Consider the following 16,891-nt stretch of genomic DNA (forward strand, 5'->3'; position numbering starts at 1 on the left):
AGTAGTACTTACCTCAGTTAACTAAAGGGAAAACGATGAGAACTGCTACATAAAGTCAAAAAAATAACGAATCACGTGAAAAAAGACGGGCGAGGTGTAGGTCAAGCTATCTACCCGGCTTAAGTAGCTTTTTTTCAAAGCATCGAACTTTTCGTCATCACCGATTAGTAAATCCCGCTTCAGCACGGAAACCGTTAAGCTGCCGAAGAAACCGCTCAAGCTGATGAGTATCCCGAAAATGAGTCCAAATTTCAGGTCAAACGGTGTCAAGTACGGATAGATCAGATAGGAAGCCCCGATGGTTACGGGAAAAGCGAATGCAAAGCCTTCCCAAGTTAAATTGGGGTTGGAGGTCGGGACGATTTTCCGCTTTCCGAAATAGAGTGATGCCAGGTAGTGTGCGACATCATTGAGCTGCGTCAGTACCACTAGAAAAAGTACAAGTTTCGCCCCATATTGCGGCGTAGCAAACTGAAAATAGGCCAGGTGACTAAGTCCGAAAACCATCAGCATCAGTCCCCATTGGGTCGAGCTGACACTATGCAGAAAACCGACCGTTCCTTTGTTGATCAATCGCGGAAGTGGCAGCAGCAAAAATACATAGATAGGGATAAAGACAATAAACATCCCGTACCACCCGATATAAATCCAATAAAACTGTACAGGAATCGCCAAGTACGCCCATAGAAACAATCTGCGGTCGGCTTTTCTGGATCTGATCATGGAGAAATATTCTTTCAGCGCAAAGAAAGTGAGTACCATCAAGGAAAGCAGTGAAACAATCGGATTGAAGAGAGTTGCCAGGCAAAAAATAAAAAACATACCCCACCACGTCTTGATCCGAAGCCCGATGGCTGCATAGTCTTTGTTGGGCTGTGTCTTGACGATCACAACATAAACATTCGTAGCGGAGATCCTACAGCGATCCGGCATAAAGATATGGAATAAGCTACCCGCACTCATTACCCCAGACGATTTTCGACAAAGTGACCGATTCCATTTGATCTACGAAGGTAAATTGAGCGAGTATGAACCTCAATCCCGAGAATAGCACGTCGCTCAAGCACATTTAGGCTTTAAATTAGACTTCTATCATATTTTTAGTTACTATATAAAAGTAAATGTAGAAAAGCAAATGTAAAAAAGTAAATAAAATCTGAATGGAGGATTTCATATGAAAATCGCATTAACAGGAGCAACAGGGCAACTGGGTTCCATCGTGGTAGATACGTTGCTTGCATCTGTCCCGGCAAAAGACCTTATTGTTAGCGTAAGAAATCCGGAAAAAGCAGAGAGCTTACGTGCTCGTGGCGTTGACGTTCGTCATGGAGATTTTGATAAACCAGAAACGCTGGATCAAGCGTTTGCTGGAGTAGAACGACTGCTGATGATATCTGCAGACGGGGATAATTATACCAGAATCCGCCAGCATAAGGCTGCTGTTGATGCTGCTGTACGTGCGGGAGTAGGCTTCATCGCTTATACCAGCGCTGCCAATGCCGCTGACAGCACTCTGTTCCTAGCACCCGTATATCGTATAACGGAAGAGTTTATTCGGGAGTCCGGTATCCCTTATTCCTTCTTGCGTAATAATTGGTATCTTGAGAATGAAACAGGCACGATCCAATCCGTACTCGCGGGGGCTCCTTGGCTAACCTCGGCAGGGTCCGGTAAAGTAGGGTGGGCCACCCGTGCCGACTATGCACAAGCGGCTGCCACCGTTTTGTCTGGCGAAGGACATGAGAATACAATATACGAGCTTTCCGGCAAGCCGATTACCCAGGAAGAGCTCGCGGCGATACTTGCTGATGTTCTGGGCAAGGACGTTCCTGTACAGCAGGTGGACGATGCTGCGTATGCCGAAATTATGCTCGGTGCGGGAGTGCCAGAAGGTGCCATCCCGATTGTGGTCGGGATTCAACAAGCGATTCGCGAAGGAGCCTTGGATGTTGTAAGCAACGATTTCGAGAAGCTGCTGCAACGCCCCCTTACGCCGCTTAGCCAAGGGCTTAGCGAGCTGATAAAGCAAGCAAAGGCATAATATACGTGCCGTAGAGTACAATTTCAACATAGGATACTGCTTATGATAAAAAACGGATGCTGCCTTAAAAGGTCAGCATCCGTTTTAGTTACATGTTCACTCCCCAGGAATTTTCAGAGACCTAGTTGCCTCCATGAGTGGAATCGCAGCAGATTATCCAATATACTTGTATGGAACTCCAAGGAAGGCTTGGGTTTATATAAGAAAGCTAACACAGTAATAGAATAAAAATGAATGGAGTACATAATATTATGTCTAATTTGCCAAATTGCCCCGAATGTAATTCAGAATACACTTATGAGGATCGCAGTCTTTTTATTTGCCCGGAATGCGCTCATGAGTGGTCTTCCGAGTCAGAAACTGTAAGCAACGAAGACGTGAAAGTCGTCAGAGATGCGAATGGTAACGTCCTGCAGGATGGTGACTCTGTAACTGTCATTAAAGACCTGAAGGTTAAGGGCAGCTCATCCGTGCTGAAAATCGGCACCAAAGTAAAGAACATCCGTCTGGTGGATGGTGATCACGATATTGATTGCAAAATTGATGGTTTTGGAGCGATGAAGTTAAAATCAGAATTCGTAAAAAAGAATTAAAATGTAAGAGGTTATAGGGGGGCCAGCCATACGGTCCCTGTTCCTCTGTATACATTAACCAGCCCTTCGCCGGAAGCGGCAGAGCCCAATTTGGTTTTTCCAGATTTTTCGACGGTGAACTGTAAGGTATTGGACCACATGAGAGCAAAATTGCCATCCACCTTCAGGGTATCATTTTGCAATTCTATGATGACTGCTTCTTCGGAAGGGATCGGCGCTTGCAGTGCCAGAACTCCTTTCCCCCGGGCGCTTAGGTTAAATAATCCCTCTCCACCTAATGCGGCAGAGGAAAGATTACTACGCGCAACGACGGATATGTTCAGCGTAGTATCACAAGCTAAAAACAAGCCGTCTTCGATGGCAATGTCATCATTATCGACATCTATAAGCCAGATATATTGATAAGTAGGCTCCAGCATAATGGTTCCTGTGCCTTTGTAGTGGGGTTTAATGGCACCTGTCCCCGTCACAGCACCGGATACCAAGTTACGCATTAAGCCTCCTACGCTTTTTATGCCGGTAGTCATTTCCATGCTCCCCACAGTATATTGCATGGCTCCCGCCTTCATCATAACTTCGCTATTGTTGATTTCGATCATAAGCTGTTTGCGGCGCATGTTACTTTTACTCATATAGTAACTGTCTTTCGCAGCTGCAACCGAGGTGCAGCTCAAATCTGTTATGTATTCCAGTACCGTAAATCCACCGAGTTGGTCAGTGATGACAACATTGCTGTTATCCTTTAGGTTATTAATGACAAAAGCCATAAATGTATGCGCCTCCTTGTTGTATTCATGTTGTAGAGATGGGAATCCTCTTAAAATATTCGACAAAGAGAATTCTTTTCCTGCGGCGAATATGGACGCTCTCCTGACTGAAACCAGACCCAGAAAAGGAAAGCTTGAAAAAGAAACGAAAAAAGTTCAATATAAAGATATCCACTTTTAAAATGGTTTGCTTTGCAAGCCGCTGAATAAGAGCAAGACATGACAATAGGAGGTAGGACCAATGGAGATAGGGATAAGCACGTTTGTGGAAACAACACCGGACCCCCAAACGGGTGAGGTCATCAGCCACGCACAACGAATACGTGAAGTTGTCGAGGAGATTGTGCTTGCAGATCGGGTAGGGCTGGATGTGTACGGCGTAGGGGAGCATCATCGAAAAGATTATGCGGCATCTGCTCCGGCTGTTATACTGGCTGCGGCGGCAGCACAGACACAGCGAATTCGGCTAACCAGTGCGGTCACGGTGCTATCATCGGATGATCCAGTGCGGGTATTTCAGGATTTTGCTACACTGGATGGCATCTCGAATGGACGGGCTGAGATTATGGCAGGGCGGGGTTCTTTTATTGAATCGTTTCCGCTGTTTGGATATGACTTGGATAACTATGATGAGTTGTTTGATGAAAAGCTGGAACTGTTATTGAAAATACGCGAATCCGAAAAAGTGACCTGGAAAGGCGGACATCGGCCTGCAATCAACCATTTGGGCGTGTACCCACGTCCGGTCCAAAATCCGTTGCCCGTATGGATTGGTAGCGGGGGCAACCAGGAATCTGTAGTCCGTGCCGGATTGCTCGGATTGCCGTTGGTGCTGGCTATTATTGGAGGTAGTCCTGAGCAATTTGCGCCGTTGGTGGAGTTGTACAAAAAGGCAGCTAAGCACGCAGGTCATGACGCATCGCTGCTTCCGGTTGCATCCCACTCGCATGGTTTTATTGCGGAAAGCACCGAGCTTGCAGCGGAAAAATTTTTCCCTTCCACTCAGCAAAGCATGAACGTCCTTGGGCGTGAGCGTGGTTGGGGGCCTTACACCCGTTCCAGCTTCGATGCCGCACGCAGCTTTGAAGGAGCGCTGTATGTAGGCGATCCCGATACAGTTGCCAAGAAAATCATCCACCTGCGTAAACAGGTAGGCATTACACGTTTTCTGCTCCACGTGCCTGTCGGCACGATGCCGCATGAAGATGTCATGAGAGCTATTGAGCTGCTGGGAACAGAGGTAGCGCCACAGGTGCGCGAGGAGATATCCAAGTGGGAATCCGAGAGTAAATAAGTAATTTATTTTTAGGCTATGTTAAACTTTGTTGTTGATATTTGATATATACGAACTAATGTTCATAGGGTGAAGCAGAAGCATAAAGGGGGACTCGTTTACCCGCATTGCAAAAACCAAAATTTGTACACGTAAGGAGATAAAACTATGACAAAAAGCAAATTACTAAGAATGGACAATGTTGGCATCGTTGTAGAATCCCTTGATGATGCAATCGCTTTCTTCGAGGAGATTGGCTTGAAGCTCGAAGGGCGAGCTACTGTCGAAGGTGAATGGGCTGGTCGCGTAACCGGGCTGGGTTCACAGTGTGTAGAGATTGCTATGATGGTTACCCCAGATGGCCACAGCCGACTTGAACTTTCGCGATTTCTCACCCCACCTACTATATCAGATCACCGAGCTGCTCCTGTAAATGCCCTCGGTTATCTACGCGTCATGTTCACCGTTGAAGACATTGACGAAATGGTATCCAGACTCACTAAGTATGGTGCTCAGCTCGTTGGCGAAGTGGTTCAGTACGAGGACTCGTATCGGCTCTGCTACATTCGTGGAAATGAAGGACTTCTAATCGGTTTGGCGGAACAACTCGGTAATAAATAAGTAACGTTTAAAAGAAGACTTAACTGAAATATACATTACTAGAAGATCAACATCAGGATTTAACATAGCCTATTTTTAAAGGGAAGAGAGAAAGGAGCAGCCCCCTGGTGATTAGACCGCTCCTTTTTATATTCAAATACCATATAGTCTAATTCCATGATAATCCAATTATCTGTTTTTAGTCCGTTTTTTATGCGCGATACGTTTCTGCAATAAAGCTTTTCCTTGTTTTAGTCTCTTGGGTGTTGCAGGTACTCTGCGTAAAATGTTTTTTTCTTGTGTTGCTTTTGAAGGCAGTGTCATGCGGAGAGTGGATGATGCAGGTTGTCTTTGACTACTGCTCGTTATAAAGTTGATGGTGTAGTTCAAGACGAACGGGCCAACTGTAATTCTCCGCAGCCCCACGCTTCTACAGGTGGTACAGCCTGTATCCCAGCACCAATTGAAGGCATTCTCGGGAACTTGAGTGAAGTATGAGCCCCGCCATTCGCGTCCAAAATTATCCTCCCCATAATAGAAGAACGTGTTACCGCCTGCGAAGCCGCTCCACACCTGAATGGTCTGACCTGGGTTAACACGGAACCAGCCTGCTTTAGAGTAGTTAACAGGACTACAGCTGAAGTCCGGGTAGGCATAGACTACAAAGATAGCTGCATTAGTGCTGTTGCGAAAATTAAGCCCCATTGTCGTCACTTCTTTCCTCATATAGTAATCTTACAGTGTATGCTATGAGAATTTTGAAAGAAGGAAACGGACAGGAGTCTCTTAATCGCTAAAATTGAACCATTTGTGGATGTCTATTTTTTTAGATGGATTCATAGATTGCCATTCGTTCGTGCCTGGTTGATAGGTATAGTCTTTTTGCCAGGTCATGATGTTTTCTAGAATTGCTCGTATGGAGGATGTGAGATAGGAGACTTCCTGATTCGTCATCATGGGATGGAGGGACAGGCGCACCCAGCCCGGTTTTTGCGATAAATCTCCCGCATGGATTAGGTTTGTCATTTGATTAGAGGTTTGTTGATCAATACCCAGCAAATAGTGTCCGTAGGTTCCTGCACAAGAGCAGCCGCCCCGGACCTGAATTCCAAACCGATCATTCAGTAATGTTGCAATCAGGTTATAGTGAATATTTTCGACAACGAAAGAAACGATTCCCAGGCGATCTTGGCTGCTTCCACCCAAAATATGCAGGCCTGGTATGGTGCTCAAGCCTTTTAGCAATAATGAGGTTAGTTCCTTTTTGCGCTCCAATATACGGTTGAGCCCCATTTGTTCCTTGAGCTGAATGCAGAGCGCCGTTCGAATGGCCTGAAGAAAAGGAGGGGTTCCTCCGTCCTCGCGTGCTTCGATATTATCTTTATACTCATAGCCACCCCAAGGGTTGGTCCAGCTTACCGTACCGCCTCCGGGCTGATCCGGCGCATAATTAAAGCATAGTCTCGAATCCATAATTAAAACGCCGCTTGTACCGGGACCACCAAGAAATTTGTGCGGTGAAAATACAATTCCGTCCAGCTTCTCAAGGGGTTCCAGGGGATGCATGTTGATCTCGGTGTAAGGGGCGCTTGCAGAGAAATCTATAAAACAAACGCCGCCATGCTCATGCATTTTGCGGGATAGCTGGTAAATAGGTGGTTCAAAACCTGTAACATTGGAGCAGGCTGTAAAGGCGCCAATCTTGACAGGCCGATGCCCGAATTGAAGCAGCAGCCGTTCAAGATAAGCTGGATCGACGATCCCGCCGGGTCCCGGCGGGATGCATACGACGTCCCCGATGGTTTCCGCCCAGGAGATATGATTGGAGTGATGCTCCATATGCGTAACAAAAATAACGGGACGTTCTTTTTCAGCGATTGGATAGTGATGCTTTAATTTCTCATGTATTTTCAATCCTAGCAGCCGTTGAAGTTTATTCACCGCACCGGTCATACCGGCCCCGGCAAACATAATGATATCGTGTTCGCTGGCATGAACGTGGTTCTTAATAATTCGTTTCGCTTCTTCATAGGCTTGGGTCATCAGGGTGCCTGTCAAATTAGACTCCGTATGAGTATTCGCCACAAAAGGGCCCACATCATTAGCTATTTTCGACTCGATGGGTCCATACAGACGGCCGCTGGCTGCCCAATCGGCATAAATCAGCTTTTTTTGTCCATATGGAGATTCAAAGGTCTGGTAATATCCGATTGTATTTTCACGATACCTCTGGAAATAAGCCTCGTTAGAAGGCTGATACCTACAATTATTGCTTCCAATTCGAGCCATGAGCATAAGGCGCCTCCCAAGTCGTTCTATCTTCTCAGGGTACGTAGGTAGGCCTGAATAGGTTAAAAGAAATAGGCGAGTGTCATCATTTAGTCAAAAATAAAAGCCTCGTCCATAGGTGGACAAGGCATGAATGTATCTCAGATAAACAGCTGCATATCGGATTCGAGCGCATCCTTTAGATATGTTTTGGCCTCGATAATCTCCAGTTCAGGTATAAATTCTTCCGGTTTAAAACCCATAATATCCACCGATAGCTTACAGGCATAAAATTTAACGTTCTTTTTCCGTGCCCCCTTCAAAAAGTGAATCAGCTTCGGGGCTTCATTATCTTCGATCATTTCCGTCAGCATCAGCTTGCCCAGACCGCTAAAATTCATTTTGGATAATGGAAGCTCCTCGGGTCCTTTCGGAGTCATCCAGCCCATGATTTTTTCGTATATCGTTTTGTCCTCAAGCGTCATTTTCTCGGGATCACGAACAAGAAATAACCCCCAGAACGCAAAAAACATGGTAACCTCTACATCCAGCTCCCGAGCTGTATTTGCCAGAATCAGTCCAGCCATCGCCTTATCATAATCGCCGCTAAACATGAGCAGATTCATCCTTTTGTCCACAATCTTCCGCCTCCATTACCAACAGATATATTCAGTATGGATTTGGAAATGAAAACTATGCCCAGTTCACATATCGTTCACAATTGTAGCGTTGCTTTCTCATATGGAGATAAAGGGCCGGATGCTTTCTTTCAGTGAAGTGAGCGGTCCACCGATTAACTGTTCCAAGTCATTTGAGGCGGAGCGCGTATCTATTTTGCTCAAGAACCCGAATATCCAATTTTTGATTTGGGGGTCCTGACGTAAGGAGACGGATCTGCCTGTAAACTCGGTCAAAGCTGCTGCCAAATTTGTAAAAGTCCAGGGACTGGAGGCAGTGAGTTCATATTTCTTGTTCTTATGGCGACCAGGCTCGGACAGCACTGCCGCGATTCCTCTGGCGAGATCCCAACGTGTAACGGTGTTAAACTTCCATTCACCAGGGTAGATATCGAGTTCGCCCTGCGCTATGGCGGTGTTTAGATCGAGTTTTTCGACAAAATCAGTATACAATGCATTCCGTAGAAAAGTATAAGGAATCCCGGTAGTACGAATGGCATGCTCTGTAGCCAAATGCAGATAGGAGAGGGGAGCAGAGCCGGCTTCAGGAAAGGCAAAGCTGGTATATAGAATGTGCTCCACCTTACATTTTTTGGCCGCTTCTATGATATGGGCGTGTTGACGGATACGAACCGTGTCGTCGAGATGTGAACTTGAAATCAACAGCAGTTGGGTAGCTCCCGCAAATGTTTGCTCAAGTGAATCGGGTTGATCGTAGTCACCCAATCGGACTGTAATCCCCTGTTCCACATAGTGTTTTCCGGTCTCAAGGTGGCGAACACAAGCGATAATTTCATGAGGGGAGACCTTTTGAAGGAGTTGCTGTATGATTAAGCTTCCCAATTTACCATTTGCTCCCGTAATAACAATCGACATTGAATACCATCCTTTATACAAACAAAAATTTAGTTAATGACTTAACCAATTTCGTAAAAGAACTGTACTACGTTCTCTTTAATTTGTTGAGCAGGGAAAGGAGCTGCTTCAATTCCTGATCATTCAACACTTGCATTTTTTCCGTAATCCTCTGCCGGTTTTCGGGTAAATTACGCAGCAGGAGGCTTTGTCCTTCGTTTGTTATAGAAATGACCCATTTTCTCCCGTCCTTGGGATGACTTTCCCGGTGAATGAATCCTTCCTTTTCCAGCGGGCTAAGCAACAGGCTAATATTCGATTTGGTGACGCCGATTCTTTGGGCGAGCACAGATGGAAGAATTGTGCCTCCTTCCTTCATGATTTCAACCAAAATTCGAATTCTGGCTCCATTGGTTCCTTTGGAATGCCAGTATTTTTCTGAGACATCAACTAATCCGGCAGTCGTTTCCACCAGTGAAAAGAAAACCAGAGAATGCAAAGGCAAATCAAGTACGTAATCCTGAAGGTCTTTTATAAGATCACCACCATGTCATAGTTAAGCACTTAACTAATTTCAATTTACTAAAGTTCGAAGTACTTGTCAAAATAAACTTTATATTAAGCGCATTCCAAGGTCGCTACCCGTTGTTTGACCTGATTGGACCGCACAGTTACCAATGTCATATCTCTAAGCTACTCCCATTCTGTATAATCTCAAGGGAATTCAAGACACAAGCCTGAGATCGGGAGGATCATGAGAAAGTGAGTATAGAGAACAAATATAAAGCACTTGAACTGGAAAAGCCGGGCATCTACGAGCTGGAGGGATTGGAAGTCGGGGTCACCTCCAATTGCAACTTCAAGTGTGATTATTGCTGCGCGTATCAGCGAAACGACGGGCAATGCATCAGCAGCAAGGAGGTCATTGGTATAATTGATGACATTCCAACGTTAAAACGTGTACGACTGTCCGGGGGGGAAGTGACCTTAAAGTATGAGGACTGTCTGGACATTGTGGCTCACTGTTCGAGCAAGGGAATCGCTACCCAGCTCAATACCAATGCCAGCCTGCTTAGCCCTGAACGAATTGAGAGACTGCGTGATGCAGGTCTGTCCAACATTCATATCTCCTTTAACTTCACAGACGCCGAAAAATATTCCGCCTATTATCATGTTCAGCCTCGCATGTATGATAAAATTGTGCAGAACATTCGGTTATGTACAGAGGCCAAGCTGGAAACAGTGCTGGAGACTTTGCTGTTTGAGGAAACACAGAACAATATGCAGGCCATTAGCGAAATGGTATATGAACTCGGTGTGCGCATCCATGAAATCCAAAACAGCATCGTGATGGATCATACGAACTGGAGCGCTATTTCCACCAAAGAAGCACTCGTCCGTTCCGTTCATGATCTGATTGCCCATAAAAAGGACGATACCGTGCTGTATTTTACCTGCATGGACCGTTTTGCAGAAGCGCTGGGCTTCAAGGAGCAGCCGGGCGTTTATTTTTCCAACTGTGTTGATGGTAAAAAGCAGCTTCATCTTCATGGAAACGGTGATATTCTGGTCTGTGAGCTATGCCATCCTGTGGTTATCGGCAATATTTATAATGGAACGTCCTTAAAAGATATTTACACCCATAAACCGAAGCCGCTTCAGGAGTTTCTCGACAAGCTGCCTTGTCCTGCTTATGATGCGCTTTTCCCGAATGGGCTCTGAGAGAGGAAAGATGTAAGTAATCGGATTAATCGTCACAATTGTTATTGCATTGAACCAAAACAAAAAGAAATAGACCGCCCTCGGACAAGGTAAACGGTCTATCTTCTCAGATCTAAACCACAGCCGACCGCCCTTAAAAGCGGCTGTTGCTAAAGAGCAGGGCTAGCCCCAGTGCCTTCGCCTGGGACTTTTTTGACTTTTGCCGATTATAATGCAGATTTAATGACCTTTTTATAATACAGAATGGATAGCACCCCAAAAATGGAATATAAGGCGGTGTATAGTACCATAACGATGATCATAGGCATCCAAATTTCTGTTCCAAACAAGAACCAGCCGGATTGGACGGCAAAATAGCTGTGTGATAGGCCAATCACCAATGGAATACCGAAGTTAAAGAGTTGTTTTATTTTAATGCCTCTAAGCAGGTCACTCTGGGTGAACCCTAACTTTCTCAACACGGTATAATTGGCTTTTTCGTCTTCGCTTTCATCCATTTGCTTAAAATAAAGGATGCAGCCTGATGTAATAAGAAAGGTCAGTCCTAAAAAGCCAACAATAAACATGATCACTCCCATATTTCTCTTCTGATTGCCGCTCATTTCAAGGCGTGATGATTGTTGATCATTAAAATTTGCAGCTGCAAAGAGGCGATCAGCTTCTTCAATCTGCTCTGGATTTATCATATCAATCCCAATATATAAGGATGATTTCTTTTGAATCTCAGGATTTTTATCTTTCTTTAACTGCTCAAAGATGGTTTCGTCTACAATGACAGTGGGTAGTCCCCCGGCTGTAAAATAGTACGGAATTACATAATCCTTTTTTAGACCCAAATATTGTTGATGTATGACTTCCGTTTTTCCCTTCAAATCCAATGGTCCAAAGTCTTTCAAGGACATAAACTTCTGTAACAGATCATTATAGCCCGTTAAAATCGTTTGACCTGGAGATACATCTGTACCCTCCACAGATTGATCGCTTATGACAGGCAGCGTCATGGAATCCGTACCAACATTTAATCCTTCCAGAGGAGTCTCCATAATTTGCGCTGTTTTCACACTGACTTGAATAACTTCAATTTTCTTTTCACGATACTTTATATCATGCTCATGAAGTAATGTTTTGAATTTCTCCGCATCTGGTATATTCGTCATCGCAAAATGGGAAGGCACATTATTCTCAGCTGCTTTATCCGCAGAATAATAGGCGATATAGCTTAAGGATAATAAGCCGATAGCAAGTGCCGATACTGTTGTAATAATGGTCAACAACAAAGCATTGGATTTCATGCGGAACATAATGGATGAGAGAGACAGCACCTCATTGATGTTTAAATAGCCGCCTTTGCTTTTTCTGATGATATTGGAAATAAAGCGGATGGACCCTTTATAAAAAAGAAGTGTTCCGATGATGACAGAGCCTAGAATAAATACCATAGCCATAAATAATTCATTCATGGATGTAAAGTCTCCACCGAACAATTTGGAGGAAACATAGTAACCTAAAACGATGAGTGAGACGCCAACGATTCCGATAATTATCTCAAAGATCGTTATTTTCTTGATTTTCCCTTCGGTGGTTGAGGTCACTCGGAACAAAGACAAAATACTTTGTCTTTTGATAAAAGAATAATTCATGAGCATGATCAGCAGATAGATAACAACAAAAACGATGAGTGTTTGAGTCAATGCCTGGTTAGAGAAATATAGAGTGGCAATGGCCTCGACGCCCGTCGTCTTAAATAAGATCATGATCACTAATTTGGAAAAGGAGAATCCAACCACTATACCGATAAATAGGGAACTGAAGTATAAAATTAAATTCTCAGCACTCAGGATGCGAAAGATTTTATTTTTGGTCATTCCGATTAATTGAAACAGGCCAATTTCTTTGCTGCGCCTTTTGATAAAAATATTATTGGCATATAAAAGGAAAATGCAGACAATGGCGACCAGCAGGACGGAGGCTGCACGTATGGAAGCTGCACCTTTAACAGAGCCCTTCACTTCGTCCATAGAGGGATCGTATTGTAATGTGACAAAAGCGAAATAGAGGGCAACACTGAAAATGAGAGCAAAGACATACAGGTAATAATTTTTCAGGTTTTTTTTCAAATTCTTTAGGATAAGTTGATTAATGTTCATATTGGACCCCGCCTAAGACCGCTTGGGTTTTCATGATATCCTGAAAGAAGCTCTGTCTTTCCTGCCCACCTTTATGAAGCTGCGTATACATTTGTCCATCCTTAATAAAAATGACCCGACTGCAATGGCTGGCAGCGACAGGATCATGCGTGACCATAATAATGGTTGCCTTGCGCTTCTGGTTTAAATGGCCCAGCTTGTTTAATAAATCTGAAGCCGATTTGGAATCCAGCGCACCTGTAGGCTCATCGGCAAAAATAATACTAGGCTCATGAATAAACGCTCTAGCCGCAGATGTCCGTTGCTTTTGTCCGCCCGAGATTTCATTGGGATACTTATCTTTTAGCTCATAAATCCCCAGCTCTGTAGCCACCTCCTGAAATCTTCGGTTGGCTTCGTTTTTTGGTGTTCTGGTGATGGATAAGGGGAGAAGGATGTTTTCCTTCACGGTTAGCGTATCCAGCAGGTTATACTCCTGAAAAATAAAACCTAAATGCTTTTTGCGGAATTCAGCCAGTTGCTTTTCCTTCATTTTCGTCATTTCGATGTCATTGATTTTAATGGACCCTTGGCTCACCTGGTCAATGGAGGACAGGACATTCAACAGTGTAGTTTTTCCCGAACCAGAGGCCCCCATAATACTGACAAATTCGCCTTCTTCAATCAGGATATCAATTCCCTTTAATACCTCTTGCATATTTAACTTATTGCCGTAGCTTTTATGAATTTTATGGGCTTCCAATATGTTCACTTTGACGCACTCCTTCATGTTCTTGTAGCTTTATTATAAAAATAGGGACGTTGTTTTTCCCTTGATTGAGCGAACAATACATAGAAGCATGTGACATCTCTGTCACATGCTCATCATACTGACGAAATCATTTCGCTTGGGAAAAATTAAAGTAAAGGTAGTACCAGCGTCCGGCTTGGAGTGGACATCAATATGAATGAGCAGGGGCTTTGCTGCCTTTTTCGTTAAATATAACCCCATACCCGTGGAAGTATGATCAGAATGTTGGGTCGTGGATGTAAAGCCTTTGTCGAAAATGCGGGGGATATCCTTCGGATCAATGCCGCGACCAAAGTCTTGAACCTCAAGCCGTATGCGCTCATTTTGCTCATAGCTGTGAAGGATAACATCGCTGGCATCGCTATATTTGATGGCATTGGTTAAGAGCTGTCTGATGATAAAAGCCAGCCACTTGGCATCACTGAGCACTTCCATTTGCTCAAGCTGGATGTCAAAGCCAATCCCTTTTTGAATGCACCAGGATTGCAGGGTTTTGATCTCCTTATAAACGAGAGATTTTAGATCAACTTGCTCTACATACAAATCATTTTCAATAAAAGATATGCGCTTTTGGTGGAGCTGCTGGTCCAGCAGTAAGTGAATGCGCAGCCATTCATACGTGAGTTGAGCCTTAAGCGATTTGTCTTCCAGTCGCTCGATCATCAAATGCATGGCAGTCAAAGGTGTTTTCACCTCATGAATCCACGATAATAGCTCATCCTTTTCGTGTTCCAGGGTTAATTGATTTTGCGAAATGATCTGTTGTAGTCGTTCAGTCTGTTTGCTGATTTTTTGTTCAACAATTTGTTCAAACGGACTTTCCGGTTCACCCATCCCGGTTAGTTCGAGCGGGCTCTCCCATTCCTCCAGCGTTCTATAGAATTTGGTTTCCTTGGGATAGCGGATGATTAAAAAAATCAAGAAAACCATCGTGGATAAGAAGACGATATATAGAATCGGCATCAACGGGATTGCCGCATCCACATAAGCGATGAGAAGGATGAGCAATTGCTGGCATACAACTAGCAGAATCCAGCTCATCCTTTCCATAAGATATTTTTTAATCATAGCCCGGTACCTCTTCTGTAGCCATGTAGCCTTGACCCACTTTCGTTTCAATGAAACGTCCCAAATCCAGCTCGTCCAGTTTTTTTCGCAGGCGATTCAAGTTGACTGTTAAGGTATTGTCGCTGACAAAACGTTCATCATCCCATAGGCTTTTAATGAGCTCCTCCCGGGCGACAATTTTATTTTTTTGCTCAATGAGCAGCTTTAAAATGAATATTTCGTTCTTGGTTAATTCGATGGAGCCAGCCTCATTGGCCACTACATTTTTTTCATAATCCACCGTAGCTCCACACCATGTTTTCAGGGAGACGGGCTCTGTATTGTAATTATATACGCGGCGAAGAGTCGCCTGTAATTTTGCAATAAGGACATCAAAATGGAATGGCTTTTGGATAAAATCATCCGCTCCAAGCTGCATCGACATAACCATATCCGTAGGGTGATCACGCGATGATAAAAAAAGAATAGGGACATTTGAGTGGGATCGAATCATTCGACACCAATGAAACCCGTCAAATTTCGGCAATTGAATATCAATCACGACCAGATCAGGCTTTAGGGCTGAGAATTCATGAATGACTTTACTAAAGTCCCGGATACCATACACATCATAGGCCCATTGAGTTAGCCGGTCCTTCATTTCTTGGAACAAAGTTTCATCATCTTCAATCAGTAAGATTTTGAACAACGATTTCACCACATTTTTTATTTTTTTATAAAGAGTATAGCAAAAATTGTGTATGTGCTATATGTGAAGATTCAACTTGATATTGCGATAATCTGCTGTTAATAGTTAAGGCTTATAGTTGGTATATATCCACGATCTCATATATTCTAAAGGATGGATGCAATGATGGGAATTCACACGTATTTTCGATCACTCAATGAGCTGGAAAGAATTATTCGTTGTCCAGGCAAGTTTAAATTTGAAGAGCACAGCGTATCTGCTCATTCGTGGAAAGTGGTACAGTACGCCAAAACGCTGGCTGATATCGAGGAGAGAAACGGTGTAAGCATTGACTGGAAAAAGCTTTACGAGATTACGAGCAGTCACGATTACGGGGAGATTTTTATTGGAGACATTAAAACGCCTGTCAAGCATTCCTCTAAGGAACTCCGATTATTAATCCAGCAGGTCGAAGAAGGTATGATTGATTATTTTATTGAAGAGAATATTCCCGAGGATTTTAAAGCCATTTTCCGCAAACAGTTACGGGAAGGTAAAGATGATTCTGTAGAAGGCTTAATCCTTGAAGTGGCAGACAAAATGGATCAGGTGTACGAGGCATTTGCTGAGCTTCAGCGGGGAAATACCGAAAAAGAATTTATAGTGATGTATCGTAATGCGCTTGTGAAAATTAAAAACATCCGATTAAAATGCGTGGATTATTTTTTGGAAAATATCCTGCCGGATATGGTAAAGGAAGAAACTCCTTCATCCATTGATATTAAAAAAATTACGGAAGAAGCCTTAGCAAGCCCATAGCTCTAGCAGCTTAATAACCCTAAAAGCCGTCCTTAACGTGAATCGGCACGAAAGACGGCTCACTGGTTTTACAGTCATTAGGGGAAATCTGTTTTACAAAGTGGGGGCTTGCAATGCAGTCTGGATATTTTGCAAATCCATCGAAAGCTGCTCTTGTATGTTCCATGGGTGATACCAGCCACGTTCAATCATGTATGTGGAAATTCGTTCATGCGTATCAATGGCTTCATCCAGTTGCTTTGTAAGCATAGCTTTAATTTCTGGGGTTCCCGCTTCTGTTACGGCCATGGCGTAATTTCTCACACCGCTTTTGGCAGTGTTCAGAAAATCGGCTGCAATGACCTGATCCGTTAAGGTGTGCAGTCCGGTCAAATGCTCCAGCAGTGTGTTCATTGCTTCACCTCCTGTTGTGACGAGGCTTGATTTAAAACGTTACCCAGCTCTTGCAACTGCCGGGTTGTTAGGTCGACATCCTGCTGCAAAATAGCTTTGAGAGTCGGATCAGAGATCAATGCTTGCATTGTTTTAGACTTGGTCAGACACACTGCTTTGAACGCTGATAGCTCATGAACTTCAAGTATTTCGTGCACGCCGTACACCATAT

The 16,891-nt window shown here is 44.0% G+C and carries 19 protein-coding genes; 6 read left to right on the forward strand and 13 right to left on the reverse strand.

The window, feature by feature from the left end; genetic code table 11:
- Positions 1-45: 45 nt before the first annotated feature.
- A complete protein-coding gene (locus tag L693_RS0105940) occupies positions 46-933 on the reverse strand; it encodes a phosphatidate cytidylyltransferase (RefSeq protein WP_025716482.1) in 888 nt (295 codons plus the stop codon).
- 241 nt (positions 934-1,174) lie between these two features.
- Here L693_RS0105940 and L693_RS0105945 point away from each other — a divergent pair, with 241 nt between their 5' ends.
- Entirely contained in the window at positions 1,175-2,041 is an 867-nt protein-coding gene (locus tag L693_RS0105945) for an SDR family oxidoreductase (protein WP_025716483.1), read from the forward strand.
- 251 nt (positions 2,042-2,292) lie between these two features.
- Positions 2,293-2,634 carry a zinc ribbon domain-containing protein YjdM gene (locus tag L693_RS0105950; protein ID WP_025716484.1) on the forward strand — a complete coding sequence of 114 codons (342 nt, stop codon included), beginning with the start codon at positions 2,293-2,295 and terminating at the stop codon, positions 2,632-2,634.
- 11 nt (positions 2,635-2,645) lie between these two features.
- Here L693_RS0105950 and L693_RS0105955 read toward each other — a convergent pair whose 3' ends face one another.
- A complete protein-coding gene (locus L693_RS0105955) occupies positions 2,646-3,401 on the reverse strand; it encodes an AIM24 family protein (RefSeq protein WP_025716485.1) in 756 nt (251 codons plus the stop codon).
- A gap of 241 nt (positions 3,402-3,642) precedes the next feature.
- Between L693_RS0105955 and L693_RS0105960 the strand changes: the two genes are divergently transcribed.
- Both L693_RS0105960 and L693_RS0105965 read left to right on the forward strand, forming a co-directional pair.
- The gene (locus L693_RS0105960) at positions 3,643-4,695 is read left to right on the forward strand and encodes an LLM class flavin-dependent oxidoreductase (RefSeq protein ID WP_025716486.1); all 1,053 of its coding nucleotides are present in this window, start codon (positions 3,643-3,645) and stop codon (positions 4,693-4,695) included.
- Between the two features lie 147 nt (positions 4,696-4,842).
- The gene (locus L693_RS0105965) at positions 4,843-5,295 is read left to right on the forward strand and encodes a VOC family protein (RefSeq protein ID WP_025716487.1); all 453 of its coding nucleotides are present in this window, start codon (positions 4,843-4,845) and stop codon (positions 5,293-5,295) included.
- A 168-nt stretch (positions 5,296-5,463) separates the two neighbouring features.
- Here L693_RS0105965 and L693_RS0105970 read toward each other — a convergent pair whose 3' ends face one another.
- From L693_RS0105970 to L693_RS0105990, 5 genes are all read right to left on the reverse strand, one after another.
- On the reverse strand, positions 5,464-5,979 hold the full coding sequence (locus tag L693_RS0105970; protein WP_025716488.1) for a DUF1036 domain-containing protein: 516 nt from the start codon (positions 5,977-5,979) through the stop codon (positions 5,464-5,466).
- Between the two features lie 81 nt (positions 5,980-6,060).
- Positions 6,061-7,569, reverse strand: a complete 1,509-nt coding sequence (locus tag L693_RS0105975; RefSeq protein WP_025716489.1) for an aminotransferase class V-fold PLP-dependent enzyme — start codon at positions 7,567-7,569, stop codon at positions 6,061-6,063.
- A 134-nt stretch (positions 7,570-7,703) separates the two neighbouring features.
- The gene (locus L693_RS0105980) at positions 7,704-8,180 is read right to left on the reverse strand and encodes a DsrE/DsrF/DrsH-like family protein (protein ID WP_025716490.1); all 477 of its coding nucleotides are present in this window, start codon (positions 8,178-8,180) and stop codon (positions 7,704-7,706) included.
- A 99-nt stretch (positions 8,181-8,279) separates the two neighbouring features.
- The gene (locus L693_RS0105985; protein WP_025716491.1) at positions 8,280-9,095 is read right to left on the reverse strand and encodes an NAD(P)H-binding protein; all 816 of its coding nucleotides are present in this window, start codon (positions 9,093-9,095) and stop codon (positions 8,280-8,282) included.
- A 67-nt stretch (positions 9,096-9,162) separates the two neighbouring features.
- Positions 9,163-9,609 carry a MarR family winged helix-turn-helix transcriptional regulator gene (locus L693_RS0105990; protein ID WP_025716492.1) on the reverse strand — a complete coding sequence of 149 codons (447 nt, stop codon included), beginning with the start codon at positions 9,607-9,609 and terminating at the stop codon, positions 9,163-9,165.
- Between the two features lie 227 nt (positions 9,610-9,836).
- Here L693_RS0105990 and L693_RS0105995 point away from each other — a divergent pair, with 227 nt between their 5' ends.
- On the forward strand, positions 9,837-10,796 hold the full coding sequence (locus L693_RS0105995; RefSeq protein ID WP_025716493.1) for a radical SAM protein: 960 nt from the start codon (positions 9,837-9,839) through the stop codon (positions 10,794-10,796).
- A 206-nt stretch (positions 10,797-11,002) separates the two neighbouring features.
- Here L693_RS0105995 and L693_RS0106000 read toward each other — a convergent pair whose 3' ends face one another.
- The 4 genes from L693_RS0106000 to L693_RS0106015 all read right to left on the reverse strand — a co-directional run bounded on the left by L693_RS0106000 (position 11,003) and on the right by L693_RS0106015 (position 15,489).
- On the reverse strand, positions 11,003-12,943 hold the full coding sequence (locus tag L693_RS0106000) for an ABC transporter permease (RefSeq protein WP_025716494.1): 1,941 nt from the start codon (positions 12,941-12,943) through the stop codon (positions 11,003-11,005).
- Positions 12,933-13,694, reverse strand: a complete 762-nt coding sequence (locus L693_RS0106005) for an ABC transporter ATP-binding protein (RefSeq protein ID WP_025716495.1) — start codon at positions 13,692-13,694, stop codon at positions 12,933-12,935. The genes L693_RS0106000 and L693_RS0106005 overlap by 11 nt, the downstream gene beginning before the upstream one ends.
- Positions 13,695-13,796: 102 nt before the next feature.
- Positions 13,797-14,801, reverse strand: coding sequence for a sensor histidine kinase (locus tag L693_RS0106010; RefSeq protein WP_025716496.1), 1,005 nt, complete (start codon positions 14,799-14,801; stop codon positions 13,797-13,799).
- Positions 14,794-15,489, reverse strand: coding sequence for a response regulator transcription factor (locus L693_RS0106015; RefSeq protein ID WP_025716497.1), 696 nt, complete (start codon positions 15,487-15,489; stop codon positions 14,794-14,796). Before L693_RS0106015 ends, L693_RS0106010 begins: the two co-directional genes overlap by 8 nt.
- Before the next feature lie 165 nt (positions 15,490-15,654).
- Here L693_RS0106015 and L693_RS0106020 point away from each other — a divergent pair, with 165 nt between their 5' ends.
- On the forward strand, positions 15,655-16,287 hold the full coding sequence (locus L693_RS0106020) for a YfbR-like 5'-deoxynucleotidase (RefSeq protein ID WP_025716498.1): 633 nt from the start codon (positions 15,655-15,657) through the stop codon (positions 16,285-16,287).
- A gap of 93 nt (positions 16,288-16,380) precedes the next feature.
- On the opposite strand, the gene L693_RS0106025 is transcribed toward L693_RS0106020, so the two are convergent.
- Together L693_RS0106025 and L693_RS0106030 are read right to left on the reverse strand one after the other, a co-directional pair.
- Positions 16,381-16,680 carry a spore coat protein gene (locus L693_RS0106025; protein WP_025716499.1) on the reverse strand — a complete coding sequence of 100 codons (300 nt, stop codon included), beginning with the start codon at positions 16,678-16,680 and terminating at the stop codon, positions 16,381-16,383.
- The gene (locus L693_RS0106030) at positions 16,677-16,889 is read right to left on the reverse strand and encodes a hypothetical protein (RefSeq protein WP_025716500.1); all 213 of its coding nucleotides are present in this window, start codon (positions 16,887-16,889) and stop codon (positions 16,677-16,679) included. The genes L693_RS0106025 and L693_RS0106030 overlap by 4 nt, the downstream gene beginning before the upstream one ends.
- Positions 16,890-16,891 lie beyond the last annotated feature (2 nt).

The organism is Paenibacillus sp. 1-18 (assembly GCF_000520755.1).
GTDB lineage: Bacteria > Bacillota > Bacilli > Paenibacillales > Paenibacillaceae > Paenibacillus > Paenibacillus brasilensis.